This is a genomic window from Aquabacter albus (assembly GCF_040049275.1).
Classification (GTDB): Bacteria; Pseudomonadota; Alphaproteobacteria; order Rhizobiales; family Xanthobacteraceae; genus Aquabacter.
This window is the reverse complement of record NZ_JBDZDT010000002.1, coordinates 307341-332526: the sequence shown is the minus strand read 5'-3', so window position 1 is coordinate 332526 and position 25186 is coordinate 307341. Positions and strand designations below refer to the sequence as shown.

Annotated in this window: 24 protein-coding genes and 1 pseudogene; 8 read left to right on the top strand and 17 right to left on the bottom strand. The window is 65.8% G+C overall.

The window, feature by feature from the left end:
• Positions 1–11: 11 nt before the first annotated feature.
• Complete coding sequence (locus tag ABLE91_RS04585) at positions 12–953, bottom strand: SphA family protein (RefSeq protein ID WP_348928836.1); 942 nt, start codon at positions 951–953, stop codon at positions 12–14.
• 83 nt (positions 954–1036) lie between these two features.
• Positions 1037–2596 (bottom strand): arylsulfatase, encoded by a 1560-nt coding sequence (locus ABLE91_RS04580; protein ID WP_348928835.1) that lies wholly within the window; start codon positions 2594–2596, stop codon positions 1037–1039.
• Between the two features lie 166 nt (positions 2597–2762).
• Between ABLE91_RS04580 and ABLE91_RS04575 the strand changes: the two genes are divergently transcribed.
• The 4 genes and pseudogenes from ABLE91_RS04575 to ABLE91_RS04560 all read left to right on the top strand — a co-directional run bounded on the left by ABLE91_RS04575 (position 2763) and on the right by ABLE91_RS04560 (position 6175).
• Positions 2763–3008, top strand: a complete 246-nt coding sequence (locus ABLE91_RS04575) for a DUF3302 domain-containing protein (protein WP_348928833.1) — start codon at positions 2763–2765, stop codon at positions 3006–3008.
• An 80-nt stretch (positions 3009–3088) separates the two neighbouring features.
• A pseudogene (locus ABLE91_RS04570) lies at positions 3089–3265 on the top strand (efflux transporter periplasmic adaptor subunit); the annotation flags it as partial.
• 25 nt (positions 3266–3290) lie between these two features.
• The gene (locus ABLE91_RS04565; RefSeq protein WP_348928831.1) at positions 3291–4742 is read left to right on the top strand and encodes a DUF1254 domain-containing protein; all 1452 of its coding nucleotides are present in this window, start codon (positions 3291–3293) and stop codon (positions 4740–4742) included.
• 257 nt (positions 4743–4999) lie between these two features.
• Positions 5000–6175, top strand: coding sequence for an alpha/beta fold hydrolase (locus ABLE91_RS04560; protein ID WP_348928829.1), 1176 nt, complete (start codon positions 5000–5002; stop codon positions 6173–6175).
• Positions 6176–6252: 77 nt separating this feature from the next.
• Here the strand turns inward: ABLE91_RS04560 and ABLE91_RS04555 are convergent, their stop codons facing one another.
• The 10 genes from ABLE91_RS04555 to ABLE91_RS04510 form a co-directional block, all read right to left on the bottom strand.
• Positions 6253–6528 carry a hypothetical protein gene (locus ABLE91_RS04555; protein ID WP_348928827.1) on the bottom strand — a complete coding sequence of 92 codons (276 nt, stop codon included), beginning with the start codon at positions 6526–6528 and terminating at the stop codon, positions 6253–6255.
• A gap of 18 nt (positions 6529–6546) precedes the next feature.
• The gene (locus tag ABLE91_RS04550) at positions 6547–6924 is read right to left on the bottom strand and encodes a hypothetical protein (RefSeq protein ID WP_348928825.1); all 378 of its coding nucleotides are present in this window, start codon (positions 6922–6924) and stop codon (positions 6547–6549) included.
• Between the two features lie 19 nt (positions 6925–6943).
• Complete coding sequence (locus tag ABLE91_RS04545) at positions 6944–10153, bottom strand: efflux RND transporter permease subunit (protein WP_348928823.1); 3210 nt, start codon at positions 10151–10153, stop codon at positions 6944–6946.
• A gap of 30 nt (positions 10154–10183) precedes the next feature.
• Positions 10184–11158, bottom strand: a complete 975-nt coding sequence (ihpB, locus tag ABLE91_RS04540; protein WP_348928822.1) for a divalent metal ion exporter adaptor subunit IhpB — start codon at positions 11156–11158, stop codon at positions 10184–10186.
• Complete coding sequence (locus ABLE91_RS04535) at positions 11155–12426, bottom strand: TolC family protein (protein WP_348928821.1); 1272 nt, start codon at positions 12424–12426, stop codon at positions 11155–11157. Before ABLE91_RS04535 ends, ihpB begins: the two co-directional genes overlap by 4 nt.
• Before the next feature lie 65 nt (positions 12427–12491).
• The gene (locus ABLE91_RS04530; protein WP_348928819.1) at positions 12492–12866 is read right to left on the bottom strand and encodes a hypothetical protein; all 375 of its coding nucleotides are present in this window, start codon (positions 12864–12866) and stop codon (positions 12492–12494) included.
• A gap of 211 nt (positions 12867–13077) precedes the next feature.
• The gene (locus ABLE91_RS04525; RefSeq protein WP_348928817.1) at positions 13078–14589 is read right to left on the bottom strand and encodes a GMC family oxidoreductase; all 1512 of its coding nucleotides are present in this window, start codon (positions 14587–14589) and stop codon (positions 13078–13080) included.
• Between the two features lie 42 nt (positions 14590–14631).
• Positions 14632–15579: an alpha/beta hydrolase gene (locus ABLE91_RS04520; protein ID WP_348928816.1), complete on the bottom strand. Its 948-nt coding sequence runs from the start codon at positions 15577–15579 to the stop codon at positions 14632–14634.
• A 144-nt stretch (positions 15580–15723) separates the two neighbouring features.
• On the bottom strand, positions 15724–16602 hold the full coding sequence (locus ABLE91_RS04515) for a pirin family protein (protein ID WP_348928814.1): 879 nt from the start codon (positions 16600–16602) through the stop codon (positions 15724–15726).
• A gap of 103 nt (positions 16603–16705) precedes the next feature.
• Positions 16706–17629, bottom strand: coding sequence for a LysR substrate-binding domain-containing protein (locus ABLE91_RS04510; protein WP_348928812.1), 924 nt, complete (start codon positions 17627–17629; stop codon positions 16706–16708).
• 240 nt (positions 17630–17869) lie between these two features.
• Here ABLE91_RS04510 and ABLE91_RS04505 point away from each other — a divergent pair, with 240 nt between their 5' ends.
• The 3 genes from ABLE91_RS04505 to ABLE91_RS28930 all read left to right on the top strand — a co-directional run bounded on the left by ABLE91_RS04505 (position 17870) and on the right by ABLE91_RS28930 (position 20067).
• Positions 17870–18502 carry an isochorismatase family protein gene (locus tag ABLE91_RS04505; RefSeq protein WP_348928811.1) on the top strand — a complete coding sequence of 211 codons (633 nt, stop codon included), beginning with the start codon at positions 17870–17872 and terminating at the stop codon, positions 18500–18502.
• A gap of 170 nt (positions 18503–18672) precedes the next feature.
• Positions 18673–19620 carry a dicarboxylate transporter/tellurite-resistance protein TehA gene (tehA, locus tag ABLE91_RS04500; protein ID WP_510181908.1) on the top strand — a complete coding sequence of 316 codons (948 nt, stop codon included), beginning with the start codon at positions 18673–18675 and terminating at the stop codon, positions 19618–19620.
• Between the two features lie 93 nt (positions 19621–19713).
• Complete coding sequence (locus tag ABLE91_RS28930; protein ID WP_510181907.1) at positions 19714–20067, top strand: porin; 354 nt, start codon at positions 19714–19716, stop codon at positions 20065–20067.
• Here the strand turns inward: ABLE91_RS28930 and ABLE91_RS04495 are convergent.
• Positions 20064–20708, bottom strand: coding sequence for an alpha/beta hydrolase family protein (locus ABLE91_RS04495; RefSeq protein WP_348928807.1), 645 nt, complete (start codon positions 20706–20708; stop codon positions 20064–20066). The two genes, ABLE91_RS28930 and ABLE91_RS04495, sit on opposite strands and share 4 nt — an antisense overlap.
• A gap of 82 nt (positions 20709–20790) precedes the next feature.
• Here ABLE91_RS04495 and msrA point away from each other — a divergent pair, with 82 nt between their 5' ends.
• Complete coding sequence (gene msrA, locus ABLE91_RS04490) at positions 20791–21309, top strand: peptide-methionine (S)-S-oxide reductase MsrA (RefSeq protein WP_348928806.1); 519 nt, start codon at positions 20791–20793, stop codon at positions 21307–21309.
• A 72-nt stretch (positions 21310–21381) separates the two neighbouring features.
• On the opposite strand, the gene ABLE91_RS04485 is transcribed toward msrA, so the two are convergent.
• From ABLE91_RS04485 to ABLE91_RS04470, 4 genes are read right to left on the bottom strand one after another with little or no spacing between them, the layout of a single operon-like run.
• Positions 21382–22431, bottom strand: coding sequence for an ABC transporter substrate-binding protein (locus ABLE91_RS04485; protein ID WP_348928805.1), 1050 nt, complete (start codon positions 22429–22431; stop codon positions 21382–21384).
• Between the two features lie 9 nt (positions 22432–22440).
• Complete coding sequence (locus ABLE91_RS04480) at positions 22441–23307, bottom strand: ABC transporter permease (protein ID WP_348928803.1); 867 nt, start codon at positions 23305–23307, stop codon at positions 22441–22443.
• Positions 23304–24131 (bottom strand): ABC transporter ATP-binding protein, encoded by an 828-nt coding sequence (locus ABLE91_RS04475; RefSeq protein WP_348928801.1) that lies wholly within the window; start codon positions 24129–24131, stop codon positions 23304–23306. Before ABLE91_RS04475 ends, ABLE91_RS04480 begins: the two co-directional genes overlap by 4 nt.
• Positions 24128–25132, bottom strand: coding sequence for an ABC transporter substrate-binding protein (locus ABLE91_RS04470; protein WP_348928799.1), 1005 nt, complete (start codon positions 25130–25132; stop codon positions 24128–24130). Before ABLE91_RS04470 ends, ABLE91_RS04475 begins: the two co-directional genes overlap by 4 nt.
• Between the last annotated feature and the right edge of the window lie 54 nt (positions 25133–25186).

Sequence of the window (25186 nt, the reverse complement as noted above, 5' to 3'; positions counted from 1 at the left end):
CTCCCGTCGGATTATTTGCCGGTGATCAACGGGAACGCCACCGTGAAATAACCGAGCGTGCCCTCAAGCCGGTTCTCGGCGGCGAATTCCTGGAACACCTTGAGGCGGGTGGAGACCGGCGTCTTCCCCACCTCGAAATTGTAGGCGATGGTGCCGCCGATGGCCGCGATGCGCCCCTCATAGGCGCCGAGCGTGGCACCGGAGCCGCTGTCGCCGGTGAGCTGCTGATAATAATAGCCGAGGATGCCAATCGACCATTCCTTGGAGAGGGTCTTGGTGGCGGCCCATTCCACATGGAACTCGGTGCCGGTGGTGTAGTCCGTCACGTCGTTCGTGCCGTTGAACGTGATGCCCACGACGCCCGAAAGATCGATGCCGAGCTTGGGATCGAACCAGGTGAGCGCGCCTGAGAGATCGTTAGCCCACCGGTTGAAGGAGAGATTGGCGAGGGCATTCTCCCGATAATTGCCGACGGGGGTGTTCACCAGCAGGGTCACGTTCCAGTGGAAATTCTCCGCATGCCAGCCGAGCGTCGTGGAGAAGACCGGATCGCCGAAAACGGACGCGGAATCGCCGATGTCGCGGTTGAACACCGCATTGAGGCGGGGCGCGAAAAGCTGCAGCCCGGCGTCCACGTTCACATGGCCATAAGGGAGGATCGCCCCCACTGCGAGGTTACCGCCCAGCACGTCGAACGGCAGCACCCACGTGCCGGTGACGAAGTCGGCGGTGGCCTGGCTCTCCACATCGGCGATCAGCCGCCCGCCGGTGGAGAAGATCTTCCCGCCTCCGCCGGTGCCGCTGTAATGATAGAGATCGTTCTGGAGATAGACGCCCGGCGGCGGCAGATAGCCGGCCATGGGGCCGCGGCTGCCGAGCAGATAGAAGCCGATGCCGTTCTCGGCGGCGCATGCGGGCACGGCGCCTGCCATGGCGCCCGCGATGAAGGTCATGCCAGCCACAAGACACGGTCTGGAACGCACGGCGATATCCTCAGAGCGGGCGGGCGGGAGCGTCAGCCCCCGCCCGGTTGCCTTCAGTTCGGAAGCTGCCGCATGAGCTGGTCCGTGATCTGGTCGACGGAGAAGCTCGCCGGCCGCTGCGCCGGCGGGTATTCTTTGAAGGTGGCGAGGAACCGCGCCACCACGTCCTGGGTCGGGATTGCCAGGAAGGCATGGCGCATCTGCCAGTCGAAATAGGTGTTGGACGTAATCGGCGCGCGCTCGAACGGGTCCATGCGCAGGTTGATCAGCTTGGGCAGGCGCTGGCAGACGAAGGGTTCCGCCCACACCTGCAATGTGCCCTCCACCCGCTGCTCGCAGAAATTCTGCTTCCACGGGCCAACCCGCACCGCGACGAGTTGATTGTCGTCGTTGAAGTAGAAGAACTCGTTGCGCGCCGACTTGTCCGTCTGCCCGGTCAGGTAGGGCAGCTGGTTGAAGCCGTCGAGATGGTTCTTGTAGGTGCGGCCATTGACGGTCCAGCCTTTCAGGAGCCGGTCGGTCACGTCCGTGTCGCCGGCGGCCGCCAGCAGCGTCGGGAACCAGTCGAGGCCGGAGAAGATGTCGTTGGAGATCGTGCCGGGCTTGATGCGGCCAGGCCAGCGCACCATGGCCGGCACGCGGTAGGCCCCCTCCCAATTAGTGTTCTTCTCGCCCCGGAACGGGGTCATCCCGCCGTCCGGCCAGGAATTCATGTGAGGGCCGTTATCGGTGCTGTAGACCACGATGGTGTTGTTGGCGATACCGAGATCGTCGAGCTTCTTCAAGAGCTTGCCCACATCCCCGTCATGCTCCAGCATGCCGTCGAAATATTCCGAGATGCCGCTCTTGCCGAGCATTTCGGGGCGCACATGCGTGTAGAGATGCATGCGCGTGGTGTTCATCCACACGAAGAACGGCTTCTGCGCCTTCACCTGCCGGTCCATGAAATCCATGGCGGCGTTGGTGGTCTCGTCGTCGATGGTCTCCATCCGCTTCTTGGTGAGCGGCCCGGTATCCTCGATCTTGCCGTCGGCGCTGGACCTGATGACCCCGCGCGGCCCGTACTTCTTCCGGAACTCCGGGTCCTTGGGATAGTCGGGATGCTCCGGCTCCTCCTCCGCATTGAGGTGGTAGAGATTGCCGAAGAACTCATCGAACCCGTGATTGGTGGGCAGGAACTCGTCCTTGTCGCCCAGATGGTTCTTGCCGAACTGGCCGGTGGCGTAGCCGAGCGGCTTCACCGCCTCGGCGATGGTCATGTCCTCCTTCTGGAGGCCCAGGCTGGCGCCGGGAAGCCCGACCTTGGACATGCCCGTGCGCAGCGTGGACTGCCCGGTGATGAAGGTGGAACGGCCGGCCGTGCAGCTCTGCTCGGCATAATAGTCCGTGAAGATCAGGCCATCGCGGGCGATGCTGTCGATGTTGGGCGTGCGATAGCCCATGAGCCCCATGGAATAGACGCTGAGATTGGTCTGGCCGATATCGTCGCCGAAGATCACGAGGATGTTGGGCCGGCCGGGCTGGGGTGGGGCCTGCGCGAAAGCGGGAGCATCGGCCCCCAGAAGTCCGGCGCCGAGAAGCGCTACCGAAGCCAGCAATGCTTTCACACGCATGATCGCCTCCCTTGCGGTGCTGTCATGTACCGCCTTCCCACCACATGACGATAGCGCAAGAAACGCCCTAAGTGTATGTAGTTATTCGAAGATTTATTCGCCGCGAAAGCATTGGCATCATACCGACGTGAAATAATGGATACGTAACCGAGGTGAAGGAGCGTTCATGTCCAGGCTCGACATCTTCGCCTGGATCGTCCTCGCCGTACTGGCCATCAGCACGGTCGGAGTGATCCTCATCCTCGGCTGGCTCCCCGGCCACATCGCCCGCAAGCGGGGGCACCCTCAGGCTCACGCGGTGCAGGTTGCGGGGTGGATCTCCCTCATCTGCGGCTTCGCTTTGTGGCCCATCGTGTTCGTCTGGGCCTATGTGGATGTGCCGTCCAAGACCGGACCGGGGGCGGCGCCGTGATCATCTTTCTGCTCAACGTCTATCTTGTCCTGCTCTTCCTCCTGGTCTGGCTGAAGATCGTCCCCTTCAACCTGTTCTGGAAGACATCGCCCTTCGTGGTGCGCCTCGCGCTCGATGACGCCGCGCTTGCCCATAAGCTGCCCGCGGGAAGCGCCGGGACGGCGGCCATCTTCACCGAACATGTGAAAGGCAGCCACATCATCCGCCAGGTGCTGCTGCGCCAGGAAGCCATCGTCAATTACGTCTGGCCCTATTGAGGCCGGCATCCGGGAGAACCAAGCCATGAGATCGCTTCTCTCCATGACCTATGCAGCACAGATAGCGCTCATGTCCGCCGCGATGGCACAAACGGCTCCCGCGGCCAGCCCGTACGCCTTCGAGAAGGGCTATCCCACCGCGCAGGCCGCGAAGCAGGCCTATGACGATGCGGACTTCCAGCGGGCGGTGACCGCCTATCGCTTCTGGTATCCAACCGTCTCCATGGAAGGCATCTTCAACGGCAACCGCGCGCTGGGCCTGGAGGACAATGCGGCCATGGCGATCATGGCCGCCGGTCCCCGGCAGGTCGGCTTCACACTCAATTCCGATACGCCCTACGGCGCGGCCGCCCTCGACCTCTCCCGGGGCCCCATGGTGATCGAGCTGCCGCCGGGCGCCTATATTGGCCTCGTGGACGACCACCACCAGGGCTGGGTCCTGGACATGGGCCTGCCCGGCCCCGACGAGGGAAAGGGCGGCAGGCATCTCATCCTGCCGCCTGGATATAAGGGCGAGGTGCCGGCCGGCTATTTCGCTGGCCGCTCGCTCTCTAACAAGGTTCTGGCAGCGGTGCGCGCCCTGCCGGTGAATGCCGACGTTCCCGGCGCCATGGATGCGCTGCGGGCCGTCAGGATCTATCCGCTGGGTGCCGCCAACCCCACGCCCGTCAAGATGGTGGATACCACCCAGATGCCCGCGGACAGCACGTCGCTGCGCTGGGAGGACAACATCCAGTTCTGGCAGGTGCTCCACCGCGTCATCAACGAAGAACCCATCGTCGAGAAATTCCTGCCCATGTACGGGCTGCTGGAGGCCATCGGCATCGAGAAGGGCAAGCCCTTCGCCCCGGACGCGCGCATGACGGCAATCCTGGAGCGGGCGGCGCAGGCCGGCCGGGAGCAGATGCTGGTCTCCGCCTTCGCGAGCGACCGGCCCGACCGCTTCGCCTGGCCGGACCGCAAATGGGAGTGGGCCGGCCTCGTGCCCGGCAGCGCGCAGTTCGAGACGCCCACGGGAATCGACCTTGAGGCGCGCGACCGCTGGTTCGCCCAGGCCATCGTCACCTCCCCTGCCATGTTCCGCCGCTCCGCCGGGGCTGGCTCGCTTTACTGGCTTGCCGCGCGCGATGCGACCGAGGCCTATCTCGACGGCGGCAAGAGCTACCGGCTCACCATCCCGCAGCCGGTGCCGTACCGGCTGTTCTGGTCCGTCACCCTCTATGACGCCCAGACCCGCTCGGAGGTCCAGACCGACCAGGACAAGGCCGCCCTGCGGTCCATGTTCGAGCTGAAAGACGCCTCAAAAAATGAGCCTACCGTCCTCTACTTCGGCCCCACCGCGCCAGCGAGGAATGAGGGCCGCTGGATCAAGACGGTGCCGGGGCGCGGCTGGTTCACCTATCTGCGCATCTATGGCCCCGAGCACGCGGCCTTCGATGGAAGCTGGAAGCCGGGGGACATGGAAGAGGTGAAGTGACGTTAAGGCCGCTGCACTGAGTCTGCTCGCTCCGAACCCGCTCATGCACCGGGCACACCTTGCGTTGGAAGTCCGCGCGCGTCATCGCGAGCTGGTCCTCGACCTGATGCCAGAGACCGCATCCCTACCCTCGACGCCTCGACCCTGCATCTTGAGAACGAGACCCCGCATGGAGCGGAGGAGCAAAGCGACGCGCGGACTGCTGGCAAATCAGCTAAGCATTGGGCTTGGGTAAGACACGTACACGGGACTGCGTGATGACCGCCTTTCACCGCGCTCTGATCTCTTCAATCCAGCACCTGGCTGAGACCTTTAGATGGTCCTTCATTGTCGCCCTGACGGCCGCCGCGCTCGCCGCCAGTTCCGCCGGGGCCGACGACACCCCGGGTAGCCTGATCAGCTTCGAACCTATGCAAGGCGCGCCAGATGGCGCCTCGGCCTATCGGGTGATCTACAGGTCGCGCGGACTTTCGGGCGCGTCGATCCCGGTCTCGGGCGTGATCATCGCGCCCGCCGGGGCGGCTCCATCGGGCGGGCGGCCCGTGGTTGCCTGGGCCCATCCGACGACGGGCGTGGTGCCCCGGTGCGCACCCTCGCTGTCCTTCAAGTTCTTCGAATCCGTCCAGGGCCTGAACGCGCTCCTGCAGCGCGGCTATGTTGTGGCCGCGACGGATTATCCGGGCCTTGGAACCCCGGAGGTGCACCCGTATCTGGTCGGGGTCAGCGAAGGCCGTGCCGTGATCGATTCCGTGCGGGCCGCGCAGAACCTGCTCGGCCCCGACGCGAGCAACACCTTCGCGGTGTGGGGGCATTCGCAGGGCGGCCATGCGGCGCTGTTCGCCGGGCTGTTGGCGCACGACTATGCACCCGAATTGAACCTCTCCGGCATCGCAGTCGCCGCACCGGCGACCGATCTGCGTGTTCTGATGAATGACGACCTGGGGAGTGCCGCGGGCAACAACATCACCGCCATGACGCTCTGGTCCTGGTCCCGGATTTATCACGCCCCGCTCACGCCCGTCGTGCTTCCGCAGGCGGTGCCCGTCATCGATCAGCTTGCGGACGACTGCATCGAAGGTTGGTTCGACGTTCTCACCCGCCGGGGTCCGACCCAGGCGCTTGAGAAGGCATTCCTGAGCGTGGACGACATTGCCGACCTCGAACCCTGGAACCGCCTGCTGAAAGAAAACTCCCCCGGCCCGCTGCCCCCCGGCATCCCCGTCTTCGTCGTCCAGGGAATGAGCGACAAGCTGGTCCGCCCCTCCGTGACGACCGCCTATGTGAATGGGCTTTGCCAGCGCGGCAGCAAGGTGCGCTATGAAGGGCTTCCCGACGTCGGCCATCTCTTCTCCGCACGGGATGCCGCGGGAGACGCAGTGGCCTGGATCAGCGCCCGCTTCCGCGGCGAGCCCCCACCCAACGATTGCCAATGACCGGGGAAGGCGGGGACATCCTCGCTTGAAGGCGGAGGGCTCCCCTCCGCCTTCGCCACGTCAGCGTGATGTGGCCTTTACCGGGCGCCCGTTCCACCCTGGACGACAGCGCCCGGATCCGACGGCGGCAGGAGCCAGGGAAACAAAGGCTTCGGCGGGACGGAGGTCTGCGTGCTCTTCCCGTGGGTGGAAGGATGGCTCAATCCGAGTTGCACGTCGCGAAACACGTGCCGTTCCGCATGCTTCTTTCCCTGGGGATTGCTCTCCAGGGAAAAGGCGGGGAACTCGGACGCGGCTAGCACCATCGCGAGTGTCGCGGCGGCGGTTCGGATAAGGCGGGATGGGGTGTTCATGTCTGCCTGCTCCTCACGTCAGGGGGCGGAGAACTTCGCCTGCCCGGACTTTCCGGCGGCGGTCTTGACCACGAGGGTGATGGCGGCGCCCTTCGCGACGGGGGCTGCAGCCTGTCCCGTGAGGGCATTGCCGGAGGCGGCGAGCTGCAGGGTCTTGCGGTCGCTGCCGGAGACGATCATCGCCGAGCCGGTATAGCCGGTGGTGTCGAGGGGCTTTCCGGCCTCGTCGAAGACGTTGACCGTCACGGCCTGGCCGGACACGACCAATTCCGCATGGACGCCGGCGACGTCCTCCATGGGCCCGCCATTCGGGCCTTTCTGCGCGCCGTGGGCGTGCTGCGCCAAAGCGGGTCCTGACAGCAGCAGCGCACTGGCAATGGCAATGGCTTTCAACATGGGTGTCTCCTTGGGTTTGCTAGGTTGAGGCGGCCTCGGGGGTCGCGGTGGGAAGAGGTTCCGGCCGCTCGCTTTCGCGCCGGAACAGGACGTAGAGCGCGGGCAGGACCAGCAAAGTGAGGATGGTGGAGGAGATGATGCCGCCGATAACCACGGTGGCGAGCGGGCGCTGCACCTCCGCGCCCGGGCCCGTCGCCAGCGCCATGGGCACGAAGCCGAGGGAGGCCACCAAGGCTGTCATCAGCACCGGCCGCAGGCGGGTGAGCGCCCCTTCCCGCACGGCGTCGAGGATCGCCCTCCCCTCGGCCCTCAGGCGCTGGATGAAGGCGATGATGACGAGGCCGTTCAGCACCGCGACGCCGGACAAAGCGATGAAGCCGATGCCCGCGCTGATGGAGAGGGGGATGTCCCGGAGCAGCAGCGCCGCCACGCCCCCGGTGAGCGCCAGCGGCACGCCCGAGAACACCAGCAGGGCATCGCCCATGGACCCGAAGCTCATGAACAGCAGCAGCAGGATCAGCAGCAGCGCGATGGGCACCACGATGGCGAGGCGCTGGCTGGCGGAGACCAGTTGCTCGAACTGGCCGCCCCAGCCGACCCAGTAGCCCTCCGGAAGCTTCACCTGTTCAGTGACCTGCTTCTGGGCGTCGGCGACGAACGAGCCGAGGTCCCGGTCGCGAACATTCGCGCTTACCACGATGCGCCGCTTGCCGTTCTCCCGACTGATCTGGTTGGGGCCGGGGGACACCGTGAGGTTGGCGATGGACGAGAGCGGCACATAGCGGATCTGGGAGGTTGCGCCCGTCCCCCAGGTCGCGCGGACCGGCCTGCCCTCGTCGTTCGCCGGCGGCAGCGGGATCGGCAGGGTGCGAAGCGCCTCGATGTCGGTGCGCAGGTCCTCCGGCAGGCGCACGACGATGTCAAAGCGCCGGTCGCCCTCGAACAGGACGCCCGCCTCCTTGCCGCCCACCGCGATCTCGATCAGTTCCTGCACGTCGGCGACGGAGACGCCGTAGCGCGCCATGGCCGCCCGGTTGAGCTCCACCGTGAGCATGGGCAGGCCCGAGACCTGCTCGGTCTTCACGTCCGCCGCGCCGGGCACCTTCTGGAGCACCGCCTGCACCTGGCCCGCCACCTGGAGAAGCGTGTCGAGATCGTCGCCGAAGATCTTCACGCCCACATCGCTGCGGATGCCGGAGATGAGCTCGTTGAAGCGGAGCTGGATGGGCTGGGAAAGCTCGTAATTGCTGCCCGGCACATCCGCGGCCGCCTTCTCGATGTCCTCCATCAGCTCGGCCTTCGGCTTCGATGGGTTCGGCCATTCCGAGCGGGGCTTCAGCATGATGTAGCCGTCGGAGATGGACGGCGGCATCGCGTCGGTGGCGATCTCGGCCGTGCCGACGCGGGCGAAGATCTCCTTCACCTCCGGCACCTTCAGCAGCCGCTTCTCGAGGGCCTCCTGCATCTCCAGGGACTGCGTCAGGCTGGTGCCGGGAACGCGGAGCGCCTGGATGGCGGCATCGCCCTCGTCAAGGCTCGGGATGAACTCCCCGCCCATGCGCGAAGCCGCAAAGCCGCTGGCGATCACCAAAGCGGCGGCCGCCACGGCCACCACGCCGCGATAATTGATGGAGGCATCCAGCAGCGGCGTGTAGATGCGCCGCGCGCCGCGCATGATGAAGTTCTCATGCTCGGACACCTTGCCCGTGACGAACAGCGCGATGGCGGCGGGCACGAAGGTCATGGAGAACAGCGCCGCGCCGAGCAGCGCCATCAGCACCGTCACCGCCATGGGCGTGAACATCTTGCCTTCCACGCCCGTGAGCGTGAGCACCGGCAAGTAGACCACCGCGATGATCATGGTGCCGAACAGGCTTGGACGGATCACCTCCTTCGAGCCTGCGAGGATGGTCTCGAAACGTTCCGCCCGGGTCAGCAGGCGGCCCCTCTTGTGCTGCTCCTCCGCCAGGAGGCGCAGGCAGTTCTCGACGATGATGACGGCGCCGTCGATGATGATGCCGAAGTCGATGGCACCTAAGCTCATCAGGTTGGCGCTGACCTTGTTCTCCACCATGCCGGTGATGGTGAAGAGCATGGCCAGCGGGATGACGCAGGCCGTCACCAGCGCCGCGCGGATGTTGCCCAGCAGCACGAACAGCACGGCAATGACGAACAGTGCCCCTTCGACGAGGTTCTTCTCCACCGTGGCGATGGTGGCTTCCACGAGGTGAGAGCGGTCGTAGACAGCGCGGGCGATGACGCCCTCGGGCAGCGAGCGAGAGATGTCCTCCAGGCGATTCTCCACGCGCTGGGCCACCGTGCGGCTGTTCTCGCCGATGAGCAGCATGGTGGTGCCGAGCACCACCTCCTCCCCGTTCAGCGTTGCCGCGCCCGTGCGCAGCTCCTTGCCCTCGCGCACATCGGCGATGTCGCCCACGCGGATCGGCGTGCCGGAATGGCTGCCGATGACGATCTCCCGGATCTCGTCCGCATTTGCCACCTGTCCGGGCGTGCGCACGAGATACTGCTCGCCGTTCCGCTCTATATAGCCGGCGCCCACGTTCGCATTGTTGGCCGCGAGCGCGGTCATCACGTCCCGGAACGAGATGCGGTAGGCCATGAGCCGCGCCGGGTCCGGCAGGACGTGGAACTCGCGCTCATAGCCGCCGATGGTGTTCACCTCGACCACGCCGGGCACGGTGCGGAGCTGGGGCTTGATGATCCAGTCCTGGATGGTGCGCAGGTCGGTGGGGCTGTAGGGCTCGCCCGAGGGCTTCCTGGCCCCGTCCTTTGCCTCCACCGTGTACATGTAGATCTCGCCGAGGCCCGTGGAGATGGGCCCCATGGCGGTCTCGACGCCCAGTGGAAGCTGGTCCTTCGCCTGCTGGATGCGCTCGTTCACGAGCTGCCGGGCGAAGTAGATGTCGGTCCCGTCGCGGAACACGACCGTCACCTGGCTCAGGCCGTATCGCGACATGGAGCGCGTGTAGTCCAGCCCCGGCAGGCCGCCCATGGCTGTCTCGATGGGGAAGGTGATGCGCTGCTCGGTCTCCAGCGGCGAGAAGCCGGGCGCGGACGTGTTGATCTGCACCTGGACATTGGTGATGTCAGGCACCGCATCGATGGGCAGGCGCGTGAAGTTCCAGGCGCCGAAGGCGGCTATGCCGAGGCATGCCAGAACCACGAGCCAGCGCTGGCGGATGGAGAAAGCGAGGATGGCGTCGATCATCGCGATGCCTCCCGGGCCGGATGGAACGCGTCAGTGCTCATGGCTGGCGCTCCCCTTGGCGAGCTCGGCCTTGATGACGAAGCTGTTCTTCGCGGCGTAGACGTCCCCGGGCATCAGGCCGAACAGCACCTCGACCCATTCCCCGTCACGCTCGCCGAGCTCGACATCCCGCGGCTCAAAGGCATCGCCATTCCGCACGAACACGACCGTTCGGTTGTCGACGGTCTGCAGGGCATTGGCCCTGACCGCGAGATCGACCGGCTTCTCCGCCAGCACGATGGTGCCCACGGCGAACAGGCCCGGTCGCAGCCGCATGCCGTCATTGGGGATGACGACGCGGGCCAGCGCGCTCTGCGTATCCGTCGCGCCGATGGGCGAGACGTAGGCCACCTGCCCGCTGATGGGCGCGCCGCCATCCTCGGGGTCGATCTGCACCGGGTCGCCGACGCGCACCTTCGCGAAGTCCTTCCGGTAGACGGAAAGATCGACCCACAGGGTGGAGAGGTCGGCGACAATGAAGGCGGGCTTCTGCTCCGAGACGTATTCGCCCAGTGCCACCGCGCGATCCACCACGGTGCCTGAGATCGGCGATTTCAGGTCGTATGCCGTGAGGCTCTGGTTGCTCTCGATGACGGCCAGGACGTCACCCTTGTTCACCTTGTCGCCGAGCCGCTTGCGGATCTCCCGGACGATGCCGGGAAAACGCGGAGCGACCTGGACGACGGCTTCCTGGTTCGGCTGGATCAGCCCGTTCAGGCGGAGTTTCCGGCGCAGCGTCTCCGGCCCTGCCGTCTCGAGGCCAATGCCCGCGGCTGCGAGCTTGGCGTCATTGAGTTCGACCGCCCCTTCCGCATGCCCCTCCTCCTCCCCATGACCGTGGCCGCTTTCGGCGGCATGGCTGGCACTGCCGGAGGCAGGCCGGTCCTGGAGGGCATAGAGCGTGCCCGCCCCGGCCACGAGGCCGAGCAGAAGCAGCGCCACGTCGCGTCGCGCCGAGCGGCTCATTTGGATTTTCCTTTGGCGAAGGTCACGGGACGGCCGGTCAGCCCCTCAAGGGTGGCGAGGGCCGTGTGAAACGAGACGAGAGCGTCAAGCTCGCGGAGCGTGGTGTCGGTCAGCACCGACTGGGCATCGAGGAGTTCGAGGAGGGTGTAGCGCCCCTCGGAATAGCCGCTCTCGATCCCTTCGAAGGCTGCCCTGGCGTCCGGGATGGTGCTGGAGCGCAGCAGGATCACCTCGTCGTAGGCGGCATTCAGTGTGTCGTGGGCCCGTCCGAGCTGGGAGATCAGGGCGCTGCGGACGATGGCCTCCTCGGCCTCTGCTTTCCTCAAGGATTCATTCGCTTCGAGGATGCCGCCGCGGTTCTGGTCGAACAGCGGGAGCGGGACCGACAGCGAGAACACCATGCCGCTGTCCACGGTCTCGTTGTAATGGCGATAGCCGACGCCGACGGTCACGTCGGGCACGGCTTTCGCCCGGGCGCCGCTGAGCTCCGCGCTCCGCTGCGCCTTGAGGGCGGTGAAGCGCGTGAGCTGCGGGTTCTCCTGCGATGCCTTGAGAATGCGCTGGAGCGGCGGGGGCGCGCCCACCTTGGCGAGGTTACCCGTCACGGGTCCGAACTTCGCCTCGGACAGTCCCATGAGAAGGGCGAGATCCCGCCGGGCGGTCGAAAGGGCCGCCTTGGCGCGTTCCCTCTCAACCTTGGCGAGATCGGCGGCGACCCTGGCCCGCGAAATCTCCGCCGGCGATGAGGCGCCAGCCTGGACGCGGTTCTGAAGCAGCGGCGCGAGGCGCTCGATGGCGCCGGCCTGCACCTGGAGGACGTCCAGGCGCCGTTGCGCGCTCAGGACGGTGACGAACGCGGCGGTGGTCTCCGCCAGAACCTGAAGGCGCAGGGCTTCGCTTTCCCAGCGGGCGACGCCCAATCCCGCATTCGCAGCCGCGATCCGCGCCTCGCGCTTTCCGCCGAGTTCCACGAGCTGGCTGACCTGGAGCGTCGTCTCGGCGAGATCGAGCCCCTGGTACGAGGTGGTGCCGAAGGCATTCTCGACGTCCAGGGACAGGCTCGGGTTCGGCAGCGCCGCCGCCTGAATGCTCCGCCCGCCCGCCATGCCGATGTCACGCTCGGCGGCGGTCAGCCTCGGATTGGCGGCGAGCGCGCTCGCCAGGGCCTGGGACAAAGTGATGGGGCGCGGGGACGCGGCACGCGTCTCCGGCGCATGAAGCAGCGCGATCGCTGCCCCAAGCGCAAGCGCGAGGGCACGAGAAAACATGATCCATTCCGGGCATGGGTCTGCATTGGCCGACGCAGGGCGTCAGCACGCGACGTGCGGAAGGATCAGGCTCGGGGAGGACGCAGTTCGGCGCCGGGAACACGGCCCGCGACAAGGTTCTCAGACAGGATCTCGAGAATTGTCGGGACGCGTGCGATCGCGATCTCCATGGGTGCATGAAGCACCGCGGCGGCGCAGCCGTGGCAATCGTGGTCGGCGGAGGGCAGAGACGGCCCGTGGTCTGGAACCGTCTTCGCGGCACCCTGGTCGACGGCTCCGTCGCTCATCGCGACAATGCTGTCGACATCATCGACATGGTGCGCAGCCACCGTCTCGCACAGGGGGCCGAGAACCAAGCAAAACATCACGGCGACAGCCACCATCCGGCGGATCGCCAGACAGGGAATCGCTCGCAGGGCATGTGCAAGGTTGCGGACCATGGCCACAGGAAGACCCGAAGCATCGGATGGTGTCAAGCGACGAGGCCGTTACGCGTCACTTTGACATCAGAGGCATGGAGCACGTCAGAACCGACGAAAAACTTATGTATCCCCAGAGGCTTCGGCGAGACGGCCGAGAAGCATCAACACCGGATGGGACAGCATCCAGCTGTCCCATCCGGAGGCGTGGATATCGATCCATCCGCTTCATTCAGAGCCTTCGGCTAATGGCTTCGGCGATCATGATCGTCGTGACGTTCGTCGCCACCGAAGGAATGTCCGGCATGATCGACGCGTCGATGACGTGGAGGCCGTCCAGTCCGCGTACAGCGCCGTTCGCATCGACCACGGCACGCGGATCGTCGGCGCCTCCCATCGGCACCGTCGAGGTTGGATGAGCGTAGCCGTCCACTGAGGCGATCACCGCCTTCTCGAGTGCGGCATCATCCTCGACATCCCTTCCAGGGGCCATCTCAGATGCGACCACGTCCTTGAACGGTGCCGTTCTCCCGATCCGGCGAGACAGCCGCACCGCCTCCATCATTCGCCGCAGGTCGCTCGGATCCTGGAAGAAATTGTAGCGGATGACCTGCATCGCGCGCGGATCGCGGCTCGCAAGCCGGACGGATCCGATCGAGTTCGGGAGCGTCACTGCGCAGGCAAGGACGATCGCGCCTCCCGTCGGGCTCTGCGCAGGGTCGAAGATGTGCGTGCCGGAGATGTGCAGATCGAGCTCGTCCGCACGCGCCTCGCTGGAGCTGGTCCAGATGATTGCCCCTGCAACCGGAGCCATGGACTTGGCCTCCGGCTTGAGGGCGTAGACATTGTAGTAGAAGGGATGCTCCTTCAGCCGCTCGCCGACGGGAGCGTCCAGAAGAACGGGGATGCCGAGCTCTCGGAGATGCGACGACGGTCCGATGCCGGAGCGCATCAGGATTGCCGGGCTGCCGAACGCGCCAGCCGACAGGATCACCTGTCCGGCGATTATCGTTTCGCCATTCGCAAGACGAATACCGGTGGCCCTGGACCCATCGAAGACGACACTGTCGACCTCGGCCCGCCCCATGATCGTCAGGTTCGGCCGGCGCCGCACGTCATCCGTCAAGTAGGCCATGCCAGTGTTGATCCGCCGGCCATCGACGACGTTCAGCGGATAGGGCGAAACCCCGTTCTGCTCCGCACCGTTGAAGTCGCTGACGCGTGCCAGGCCAACCGCCTCCGCGGCCCGGACGAAGGCCCGCATCGACGGGGTGTTCTCCTCCATTGTCCGCTGCCGGATCGGGAAGGGGCCGGATCGCCCATGCCAGGCGTCGTCACCCGTCGGCGTGTTCTCCATCGCCTTGTAGATCGGTAGAACGTCCTCGAAGGACCAGCCTTCGACGCCACGCGCGGCCCAGCGCGCGAAATCGGACGGTCTCGCGCGCATCGCGACCGCCGCATTCACGGCCGAGCTGCCACCGAGCACCTTCCCGCGAATGGCTGCCACGTCATGACCAAGCGCGAGATGATCCTGGGTGTGATAACCCCAGTCGTGCGCCTGGTCCCCACCCACGCGGTTCGCGTTCGCGATCACATCGGGATAGTCCGCCGGAGCATAGGCCGGCCCTGCTTCCAGCAGGAGAACGCGCCTGGCGCGATCCTCACTCAGCCGGTTCGCAAGCACCGCGCCCGCGGATCCCCCACCGACGATGACGACGTCGAAAGACCCCTCGAATGTGGGCATGGCAATTCTCCTTTCCTGATGGATCGACCGGTCGAGACGTCTTCAATCGGGGTTGAAGGCGTTGCGCAGGAAGCAGGCGGCGCGATCAAGCGCGGCACGGCTGCTTTCCAGATGCGCGACATCGAGCTGGAAGACATGATGCATGCCCTCCCAGATCTCGAGTTGGACGGGGACGCCTGCCCGCCGCGCACGCTCGGCATATTGCCGGGAATCATCGAGCAGGCGCTCGTCGGTCCCGACCTGGATGAGGAGGGGCGGCAAGCCCCGCAGATCGCCGAAGAGCGGCGAGGCGAGCGGATCCGAAGGATCTGCAGCGCCAAGATATTTCCGGGCACAATCCTGCAGATACTCATGGCCGATCAGCGGATCTTCCACGGCCGGATCCGTCATGGATGCGCCGGTGAAGGCCAGATCGGCCCATGGAGAGAACACGGCTCCTGCGACTGGCGCTGCCCCCTCAGCCAGCCTGGCCAACGCTGCGAGCGTGACCAGCGTCAGACCGCCACCCGCGGAATCCCCGACGATCGCGATCCGCTGGAAACCTTGAGAGGCCAGCCACCGCCATGCCCTCAGGGCCGCGGTCGGAGCCGCCGGAAGCGTCGCCTCGGGCGCCAGAGGATAATCGATGACGAGCGCGGGAACCTGGGTGCGGCTCACGAGCTGGCTGACGAAGCCGCGATAGGCCTTCGCATTGCCCTGCACATAGCCGCCGCCATGGATGAAGAGGATCGCCGCGCCGGGCTCCGAGCGCACGGGGCGAACCCACCAGCCGCCCACACCCTCCTCATCGACAACTTCGAGCGTGACGTCGTCCGCCAGAGGACTTGCGGAGATGAACGCGTCGTAAACCGCCCTCGGCTCTCCGGCCGCGGTTCCCCAGAAGCTGGCGAACCGCGCACGCAAAACGGCTTCACGAACGCTCTCTTCGGCTGAGATTTTGATGATCTCAGTTCCGCTTTGCTCCGTGTCGTGAATTTCAACCTCGGGCATTGCCAGTCTCCATTGAGCCGTTGCGATGAGGAAAAGCGAGCAGGGCCTCGGGCCTTGTCGTAGCGCCTTGCCCAACGGGCAAAGTTCGACGGTTCGCCGCCGCTTCGGGCGGCGCGCGCACGGATTGCGATTGTGAGGAAACGGCTAGGTCGGCACGCGGCCGAGCCGACCCTCGGCGTAGCCCGCAAGCGTCCGCCGGACGTCCGCCGCCGTGGACATCACCAATGGTCCGTGCTTGACGAACGGCTCACGGATCGGCTGCGCGGCCATCAGCACGAAGTGGGCGGGCTCCGTGGCGGCCAGCATGACCTCCGCCTCTGGTCCGGCGCCGACGGTCGTCGCGCTGCCCGCCTCCAGCGCGTGCGCTTCCCCCTGAACGCAAACCGTCAGTCCGCCAGAGACAGCGTAGATCCAGGCCTGCCGCCCCTCCCGCAGGTGGTGGGCAAAACACCCATCCCGCTCCAGGAAGCCGTCAAGCATCGTCATCTCTTGCGGCGTGCCTTCGGCGCCCACGGCGGTCCCGCTGCGCCCCAGCACGACCCGCACGCGATGCCCCTGCCCTTGAAGGACCGGCACCTCTTGCGCGGGCACGTGAAGCGCGCGCGCCGGCTCCATCTTGAGGCGAGCGGGCAGGTTGACGAAGATCTGCAAGGCGTGCGTCCGCGCCCCCTCTTCCGGCTTCTCCTCATGGGCGGCCCCGCTGGCCGCCGCGAGCCAATAGAGATCACCCGCTTTCAGGGCGACGTTGCGGCCGAGGGTGTCACGGTTCAGGAACGCGCCCCGCGAGTCCTCGAACATGACCGTGACCGCCGAAATGCCAGCATGAAGATGCGGCTCGAACGTCGGGGCGGTCATCACGAAGTGATCCACCATCAGAAGCGGATCCATCCGCCCTTCGAACATCTCTTCCGAGAAGTGATGCGCGGTAAACCCGCTTCCCATCATGTGCGATGTTCCCGAGATGATCTTTCCGATCCTCTCCAAAGGACCATCGATCTTCTCCGCCGTCGCCGTATTGCGCATTGCTCGAACACTCCCCAACGATCTTGGCGACCAGTCTAGGGAGTGGGCGCATCGGCCGGGAAGTCGCGAAAATCGAGACTTAACGTCCAACTGAATGGACGATCTACATCAGCACGGTCTTGGGAAATTCGGCCGCCAGATGATCGAGGAAGACGCGCACTGACGGCAGCAGCCCCTGCCTGAAGGGAATAAGGGCCGTGATCGTAGAATCGCCGGCGAGCCAGTCCGGCAGCACCCGCCGCAATGCACCGGATCGGACCGCGGCCCGGCAGACATAGCCCGGGAGCGCCACCACGCCGAGGCCCTTTATCGCCGCCTGCTGGAGTCCGACCATGTCGTCTCCCAGCAGGCGCGGCGCGAGGGGCATGACGACTTCGTCCCGCGCCTCGCGCGCATGGCGAAGCCGCCAGACCGGAACGACGCCGCTTCTCATCATGAAAAGGGATGGGTGGCGCTGAAGGTCGTGGGGCGTCTCGGGCGCGCCATTGGCGTCGAGATAGTTCGATCCGGCGAACAGGAACCACGGGGCGGGTGCAAGCGTCCGCTGGACCAGATTGGAATCCGGCAGGGCATCGGAATGCGCACGGACAGCAACGTCGAAATTCTCGCCGACGATGTCGACCGTCCGGTCTGCGGCGTGGGCGACGACATTCACCTTCGGATACTGCACCAGGAAATCGGCGATGATGTCGGACATTGCGAACTGCATGGTCGCGACGCCCGCCGTGCATCGGACCGTCCCGGTCGGCTCGGTCAGACGCTGCCGAATGGTCGTCTCGGCCAATTCGGCCTCCCGCAGCATCGCCACCGCGTGCCGGTAGAAGTCCTCCCCGGCATCAGTCATGCCGAAGCGCCGTGACGTCCGGTTGAGTAGCCGAACGCCGAGATTGCCCTCGAGCTGCTGGATGCGGTGGCTGAGGGTCGATTTGGGGATCCGCAGCGTGCGGCCCGCAGCCGTGAAACCGCCGCGATCGACCACCTGCACGAAGAAAAAGAAGTCGTTCAAATCCAGCACGCGCCGCCCCATCGTTCAAGCAGTTGGACGCTGTGTTTGGTTTTTGACGGCTTTTGGGCCAATCGTCCAGGGGCTAATTTTCGCTCGTCACGACGGAACATCGTGAACCGGGCGCACCGTTCTGGCTCGCTCGGAAATAGCGAAGCAGCGTGCGGATAGATAAGCGCCAGATCTCATCAGGTCATGACGCCTGTGACGATTGTAACAATACCTATTACATCGCCGCCCTGTTCGCCGAAACCGTTTGCAACCGTGAAGGACGATGAAATGACGAACCGCGCGTATGAGCCTCTCACCGCCGACAACGCTGCCCTCGTTCTCGTCGATCACCAGGTCGGCCTGATGACGGGCGTCCGCGACTATTCCACCGGCGAACTGAAGCATAATGTCGTGGCCCTGGCCAAGGCAGCCAAGGCGCTCAATCTTCCGATCGTCGTCACGACCACGGCGCGCGACAGCATGTGGGGTCCGACTTTCCCCGAACTCGTCGAAGCCCTGCCCGGCATCGAGATCATCGACCGCTCCTCGGTCAATGCCTACGACGATGATCGCGTCGCGCGGGCGATCGAGGCCACCGGCCGCAAGAAGCTGATCTTTGCGGGCATCTCCCTCGAGGTCTGTGCGGCGTTCCCGGCCATGACCGCGGTTGCGCGGGGGCTGGACGCCTATGTCGCCGTCGATGCTTCCGGAACCTTCAGCGAGACCAAGCGGCAGGCCGGGTTGCTTCGCATGCTTCAGGCCGGTGTCATCCTGTCCGACTACGGGACCTTGATGGTCGAGATCCTCAAGGACAACGGGCGGCCCGAGGCGGGTGCGCTCTATGGCGCGCTCGACATGCCCTGGGCAACGCTCGTCGGCCAGATCGCCAGCGCCCTCAGGAAGTAAGCGGCCCCTTGCCAGCCCAACTTTCCCCGCACGGCAGGTTGGGCTGGCACGCCCCAGTATTCTCTCGATCACAGAGCCTTCGTCGAAGGAGACAAGCCATGGACGCGATGCTTTCCGAGCCGCTTTCAACCGGCAAGCCCCCGCTCCGTCTTTCCGAGATCGCCGGAAACATGCCGGCGTCCTATTTCGGCATCGTTCTGGGGCTTGCGGGGCTTGGAAATGCATGGCGCGCTGCCGCGCAAGCCTGGCAGTTTCCGGCCTTCATTGCAGAGATGATCTACGGTGTCGCCGGGATCGTCTGGGCAACCCTCGTCGCTCTTTATCTTTCCAAGGCCTTCCTCGCGCCGGAGAAACTGGCGGCGGAGGCTGCGCATCCCGTCCAATGCTGTTTCATCGGGCTTGCGGGGGTCTCGACCATGCTGATCGCCGGCGGTCTGGCAACCCATTGGCAGGTGGGTGCCGACATCGTCTTCCTGATCGGCGCTGCCTTCACGCTCTGCTTCGGCATCTGGCGAACGGGCGGTCTCTGGCATGGCGAGCGGGACGCGGGCACGACGACAGCCGTGCTTTACTTGCCGACCGTCGCGGGCAGCTTCGTTTCGGCGACGGTGATCTCCGCGCTCGGACATCCGGACTGGGGCCAACTCGTCTTCGGTGCCGGCCTCTTTTCCTGGCTCGCCATGGAATCCGTGCTGCTCAACCGGCTGCTGACGGGGCCGACGACGCCCATCGCCCTGCGCCCGACGCTGGGGATCCAACTCGCACCGGCGCCCGTCGGCGCCGTGGCCTATATTGCGGTGAGCGGTGGGACGCCGGACGTCTTTGTCCATGCCCTCGTGGGCTATGGCGTTCTCCAGCTCTTCATTCTCGCACGGCTTTCGCCATGGATTGCGGAAGCGGGCGCAGTCCCGGGATTGTGGGCTTTCAGTTTCGGCGCGACGGCGATTGCCACTGCCCCCCTCCGCCTCATCGCCGCCGGCGATCATGGCGCGGTCTCCATTCTCGGCCCATTTCTCTTTGTCCTGGCCAACCTCGTCATTTCGGGTCTCTCGATCATGACGCTGTTGCTGCTGGCACGCGGCAAGATGTTCGCCGCGCCAGTTCAGCCGAAGGCCTGATTGGCTGTCAAACCGCTGCCTTCCTTATCCGTGACAGCTTTCCATCCCGGGATTTCAGATGCCCCCTTTTTTCCACGCGCCACCCACACTACGATGGAGAGGGGTTGGTGGCGCGGCTGGAAGTCGGAGCATTGCATGTCCCGGTCGGGTCTAGCATCAGGGTCTCGCGCGACGATGCGCGCTGTGGCAATCGTTGCCGTACAGGTCGCCACAGCGGCAGGCGCGATGGCGGGCGACGCCAAACCTCCAGGCTACGACATGTGTGCGCAACAGGGTGCCGGATTCAAACAGGTGCCCGGAACGAATACCTGCGTGCGCGTCGGTTCCTACCTTCGGTTCGATGCTGGTCGCAATACATCCCTGAACAATGCGCCCAACCAGGGGTCCTCGGGCGACATCTCGAGCACTGTGTCGGCACCGAGCGATCCCTGGAAGCAGTCGCGCTAAACCGCGTTCGTCCGCTCGGCCCAGTTCGAGACCGCTTCAGCCATGGTCTTGAGATGGTCGGCCGGTGAAAATCCAGAGATGCTCTTCCGGGGTCTCAGATCGTGGTCGCCGTCCTTGAGCCACAGAATTTCGATGGCCGGCGAAAGCGTGTAGGTGGAGACGTCCTCTCGCGTGCCGAACACATCGCGCGTGCCTTGCACGATGAGCGTCGGTGCCTTCAGGTCCATAAGGTGCTTCGTCCGCAATTGCTCGGGCTTGGCCGGCGGATGGAAGGGATAGCCGAGACACAGCAGCCCGCGAACCTTTCCGGCGGCGAACAACTCGTCCGCGATCATGCTGGCCACACGGCCGCCCATCGACTTGCCGCCGATGATAAGTGGTCCGTCTGCGCCGAGCGCGGAGATGGCGGCGATATATTCGGGATTGAGCGTTTCGGCGCGCGGCGGCGGCTTGCGGCCCGCTTCCGTCCGCCGGCGGGCCATATAGTCGAATTCGAAACGCGCCACGCGAAAGCCCGACGCCGCCAGGGCCTTTGCCGTCGCTGTCAGCGACGGTGAATCCATCGGAGCTCCGGCGCCGTGCGCCAGGAGGATGGTCTGTTTCGCCTGTTCCGGACCGTCGAAGAGAAACGTCAATGCCATCCGCCGGAGCTCTCCTGCACCTGATATGTTGCGCAACAATGCCTATATTTACGCCGAGGCCAAAATCAGGAGGTCCAGAACCATGACAACAGAACGCGCAGTGCTTGCCGGCGGTTGCTTCTGGGGCATGCAGGATCTGATCCGCCGCAATGCGGGCGTGATCGGCACCCGTGTGGGCTACTCAGGTGGCGACGTGCCCAATGCCACGTACCGCAATCATGGGAGCCATGCGGAGGCGATCGAGGTCGTGTTCGATCCGGCCAAGATCAGCTTCCGTGACCTGCTCGAATTCTTCTTCCAGATTCACGACCCGACGACACGCAACCGTCAGGGCAACGACATCGGCGCGAGCTACCGCTCGGCGATCTTCTATACGAACGAAGAGCAGAAGCGGGTCGCTGAGGAGACCATAGCCGACGTGGAGGCTTCCGGCCTCTGGCCCGGCAAGGTCGTGACCGAAGTGGCGCCGGTTGGCGATTTCTGGGAGGCCGAGCCGGAGCACCAAGATTACCTGGAGCGCTATCCCAACGGCTATACCTGCCACTTTCCGCGGCCGAACTGGAAGCTTCCGAAGCGCGAGGACGTCCGCCGCGCCGGATAAGGCTTTTGCGGATCGCTGCAGCACTGGTCTGCTGCAGCGATTCTTCCCATACTGGGGCTTACTCCGAAACGGTCAGCCTTCCAGAAGACGGCGGGCGGCCTGAAGCGGGCCCGGTTCAACCCAGTCTGCAAGGTCGAAATCGCGCGCCAGGAAGCCGTGACGCAGCAGGAAGTCTTTCTGAATGCCCAGCAGGCCCAGCCGCTCCCCGGAAAGGTCGGGATGGAGCGTCGCGTGGAAGTCCGGCCCGTAGGTCTTCTCCATCTCCTCAACGGGTGCCTGCGTCTCCCGTGCCACGATCTCCTTCACAGCGTGGGCATCGGCGGCGGCCCAGTCGGCGGCGCGCAGCGTCTCGGCGAGGAAGGCCACCACCCAGTCGGGGTGCTGCGCCAGCAAATCCTCATGCACCGTCAATGGGCGCGGCGTGCCGTTATTGACCCTTGAGCGCCGGTCCGGCGTGGCATCGAGGTCCACGGCGACCACGAGGCCCGCAGCGCGTGCGGCACGGCCCGCCGCGGCACCCTTCAGATAGAGCGCGTCGGCGGCGCCCTGTTCCACCAGATCCAGGCCGGGCCACAGGACCGCCTGCGTGGATTTGCGATGGCGGCCGGGCGGCACGATCTCCTCCAGCCCCACGTCGATGATCTCCACATCCGCCAAGGTCAGGCCGGCGAGCGCAAGCGCGTTCTCGAAGCCGTGCAGGGCCATGGCACGCGCCATGCTGGTCTCGCCCCGGCCGGTAAAAGCGGGAACGGCGATGCGCCGGCCGGCAAGATCGCGCGGGCCGGCGATACCGCTTTCGGGGCGAACCGCGATGATCTGCTGCTCGTCGATCCAGGTGAGGCCGATGAGCCTTGTGGGCGCACCGTTGGAGCGCGCCACCAGGGCCGGGACATTGCCGCCCTCCCGGATCAGGCCGGGAAGGAGGTGGTCGTAATGGTGCCGGGCGATCTCCAGCGGCGCATCCTGAAGCGCGCCGATGGTCATGCCGTCGCGGCCATAGCGGTCCGCGAGCCAGCCGAGATTGAAGGCGATGCCGCTGGCGGTGGGCACGTTGCAGCGCGTGTACCACAGCCGGTCGATGCCCGGGGCCGGGACGGCTTGAAGCTGATGGGCAACGGACATCACATCACCTCACACGATCGCGCTGCCGCGCTGGGCGGCGTGCCAGTGCACGACGCGGCTTTCGATGAACAGGAACAGGAGATTGAGCGCATAGCCCGTGAGCGCGACGGTGGCCGCGCCCGCATACATCTTGGCGATGTCCAGGGTCTGCTGCGCGTTGATCACGTAAAAGCCGATGCCCGAATTTCCGGCGATCATCCCCGAGCCCACGGCGAGCACCAGGGACTTGGCGAGCGCGAGGCGCAGCCCGACGAAGATCTGCGGGGCCGCGGCGGGCAGCACGATCTCGCGCAGGGTCTGCCACCAGGTGAGGCGGAACGTGGCGGCGGTGTCGAGCAAAGCGGGCGGGATGGAGCGGGCGCCGCCATAGGCGTTGAGGATGACGGATTCGGTCGCCGCAATGACGATCACGATGACGTTCATCTCCAGCCCGAGGCCGGCATAAAGGATGATCACCGGAATGAAGATGATGGAGGGGATCGGCCGCCACAGCTCTACGATGGGCTCGAACAGCGCGTAGAGCACCTTCACGCGCGCCATGGCGATGCCGAGCGCGATGCCCAGGACCGCCGCCACCGCATAGCCATAGAGCATGGCAAGCATGGTCTCGCCGAGCTGTGCGAGGAGGTCGCCTTTGGTGATCTCCGCCATCCAGGAATTCCAGATCCGGCTCGGGGGCGGCAGGCCCGGCGAGGGAGCGACGGACGCGATCCATTCCCACAGCACCAGCAGGGCAATGACCGCGCTCCAGCCGAACAGGCGGCTGTGGAAGAGGCCGAGGACGCCGAGCGATTTCCGCGGCTTCTTCGGCGCGGCATGGCCGCCATCCACCTCCCCGAGCCGGTTCAGCGTGAGCGCGCGCTCCGTATTGCTCATGCGGCGGCCCCTTCCAGGTCCGATGTGAGGACCCGCGCGGCAAGCTCGCGGCGATAGGCGAGGTAATCGGGCCGCTCGCGCGTCTCCACCTGATGGCGGGGGTGCGGCAAGTCTACGTCCACGAGGGCCGCGATGCCCGCGCCGCGCTCCTGCATGACCGCCACGCGGTCGGCGAGATAGACCGCCTCGTCGATGTCGTGGGTCACGAGCACGGCGGTGAAGCGCAGCGTCTCCCAGAGGCCGAGGATCATGTCCTGCAGCTTGGCGCGGCTCAGTGCGTCCACCGAGCTAAAGGCCTCGTCCAGCAGCAGCACGCTGGGCTGCGAGGCGAGTGCCCGGGCGATGGCGACACGTTGCTGCATGCCGCCGGAGAGCTCTCCGGGATAGCGCGAGCGCGCATGGGCGAGCCCCACCAGATCGAGCATGCGCGCGACGCTGCCGTCGGGGTCGGCGTCGGGGCGCACCGCATGGCGGATGCCGAAGCGGATATTGTCCTCCACCGTCAGCCAGGGCAGGAGCGACTGGGTATAGTCCTGCGCCACGAAGCGGGCGGAGGATGGCGGGCGCACGATGGGTTCGCCGCCGAGCGCGGCCGTGCCCTCGCTCGGCGGAATGAGACCGCCGATCACCCGCAGGAGCGTCGACTTGCCCGACCCCGACCGGCCGACAATGGCCAGGAACTCGTTGGGCCGGATGTGGAGCGACACGCCCTTCAGCGCGCGCACGTTCCCCTTCTTGCCGGCATATTCCACGGCGACGGCGGTAAGGTCGATCTCGCCGCCGGGCGCTGGGGAAAGCCGAGAGGGCGCGGGATGCGCGGTCATACCTTCGGCTCGGTCGCCGTGCGGTAGAGGTGGGCCTTCAGATCGATGGTGTTCTTGATCAGCCCGTATTTCTGGGCAATGGCCAGCCATTCCCCCGTGGCGGTGAGATCGATCGGCCCGTCCTGCGAGGCGATGTCGTCGTTGAGGCGCGCGAGAACGCCGGGCGTGGTCTTCTCCAGCTCGAAGAAATCCAGCTTGTCGTACTTGAGGACGATCTTCGCCTTGTCCTCCGCGCTGAGCGCGTTGTAGCGGGCGGCGCCCTTGCGCGCGGCACGCACGAAGCCCTCGGCCACCTTTGGATTGGCCGCGAGCCAGGCCTTGGTCACGAAGAAGCCGGCGGTTGTGGCCGCTTCCGGCACCTGCTGCCAGGGCCGCCCATCCAGGGGATAGACCTTGAACTGCTGCTCCCACTGGGCGACATCAGGGTCGGGCGCGATGGCGGCGTCGATCTGCCCGGAGGCGAGCGCCGCGCCCACCGTGTCGCGCTGGGCGACGGTGACCAGGGTGACATCGCTGGGCTTCAGGCCGAAGCGCTCCAGATAGAGCGTCACGCGCAGCTTCGATTGGACATGCGCGGCGATGCCGATCTTCTTTCCGCGCAGGTCCTGGGGCGTCTTGATGCCGCTCTTGGGGCCGGCGATGATGTAGTCGGACGCGCCGCGTCCATTGGCGGGCTGGAGGAGGACGAGGTCGAACCCGTTCTCCAGCGACCCCACCCACGCGAACATGTCCGCATAGCCCACATCCACGGAGCCGCCGACCGTGGCGGTGATGATGGCGGGGCCGCCGGACAGGGTCACGAACTGGATCGCGATGTTTTCCTTCTGGAAGTAACCCTCCTCGATCGCTGCCTTGAGGCCCGGTACCGTGCCGACGGGCACGCCCACCTTTACCAAGGTCTGGGCGGCGCCCGGCAAGGCGGCGGCGAGAAGGGCGCCGAAGGCAAAAGCTGCGGTGCGCAGGGGAACCGCGAAACGGCGCGGCTTGGCTGAAGACGTCATGAGCGGGCCTCGAAAGATGGCCCCTCCGCCCCGAAAGGCGACGGGGATGAAATG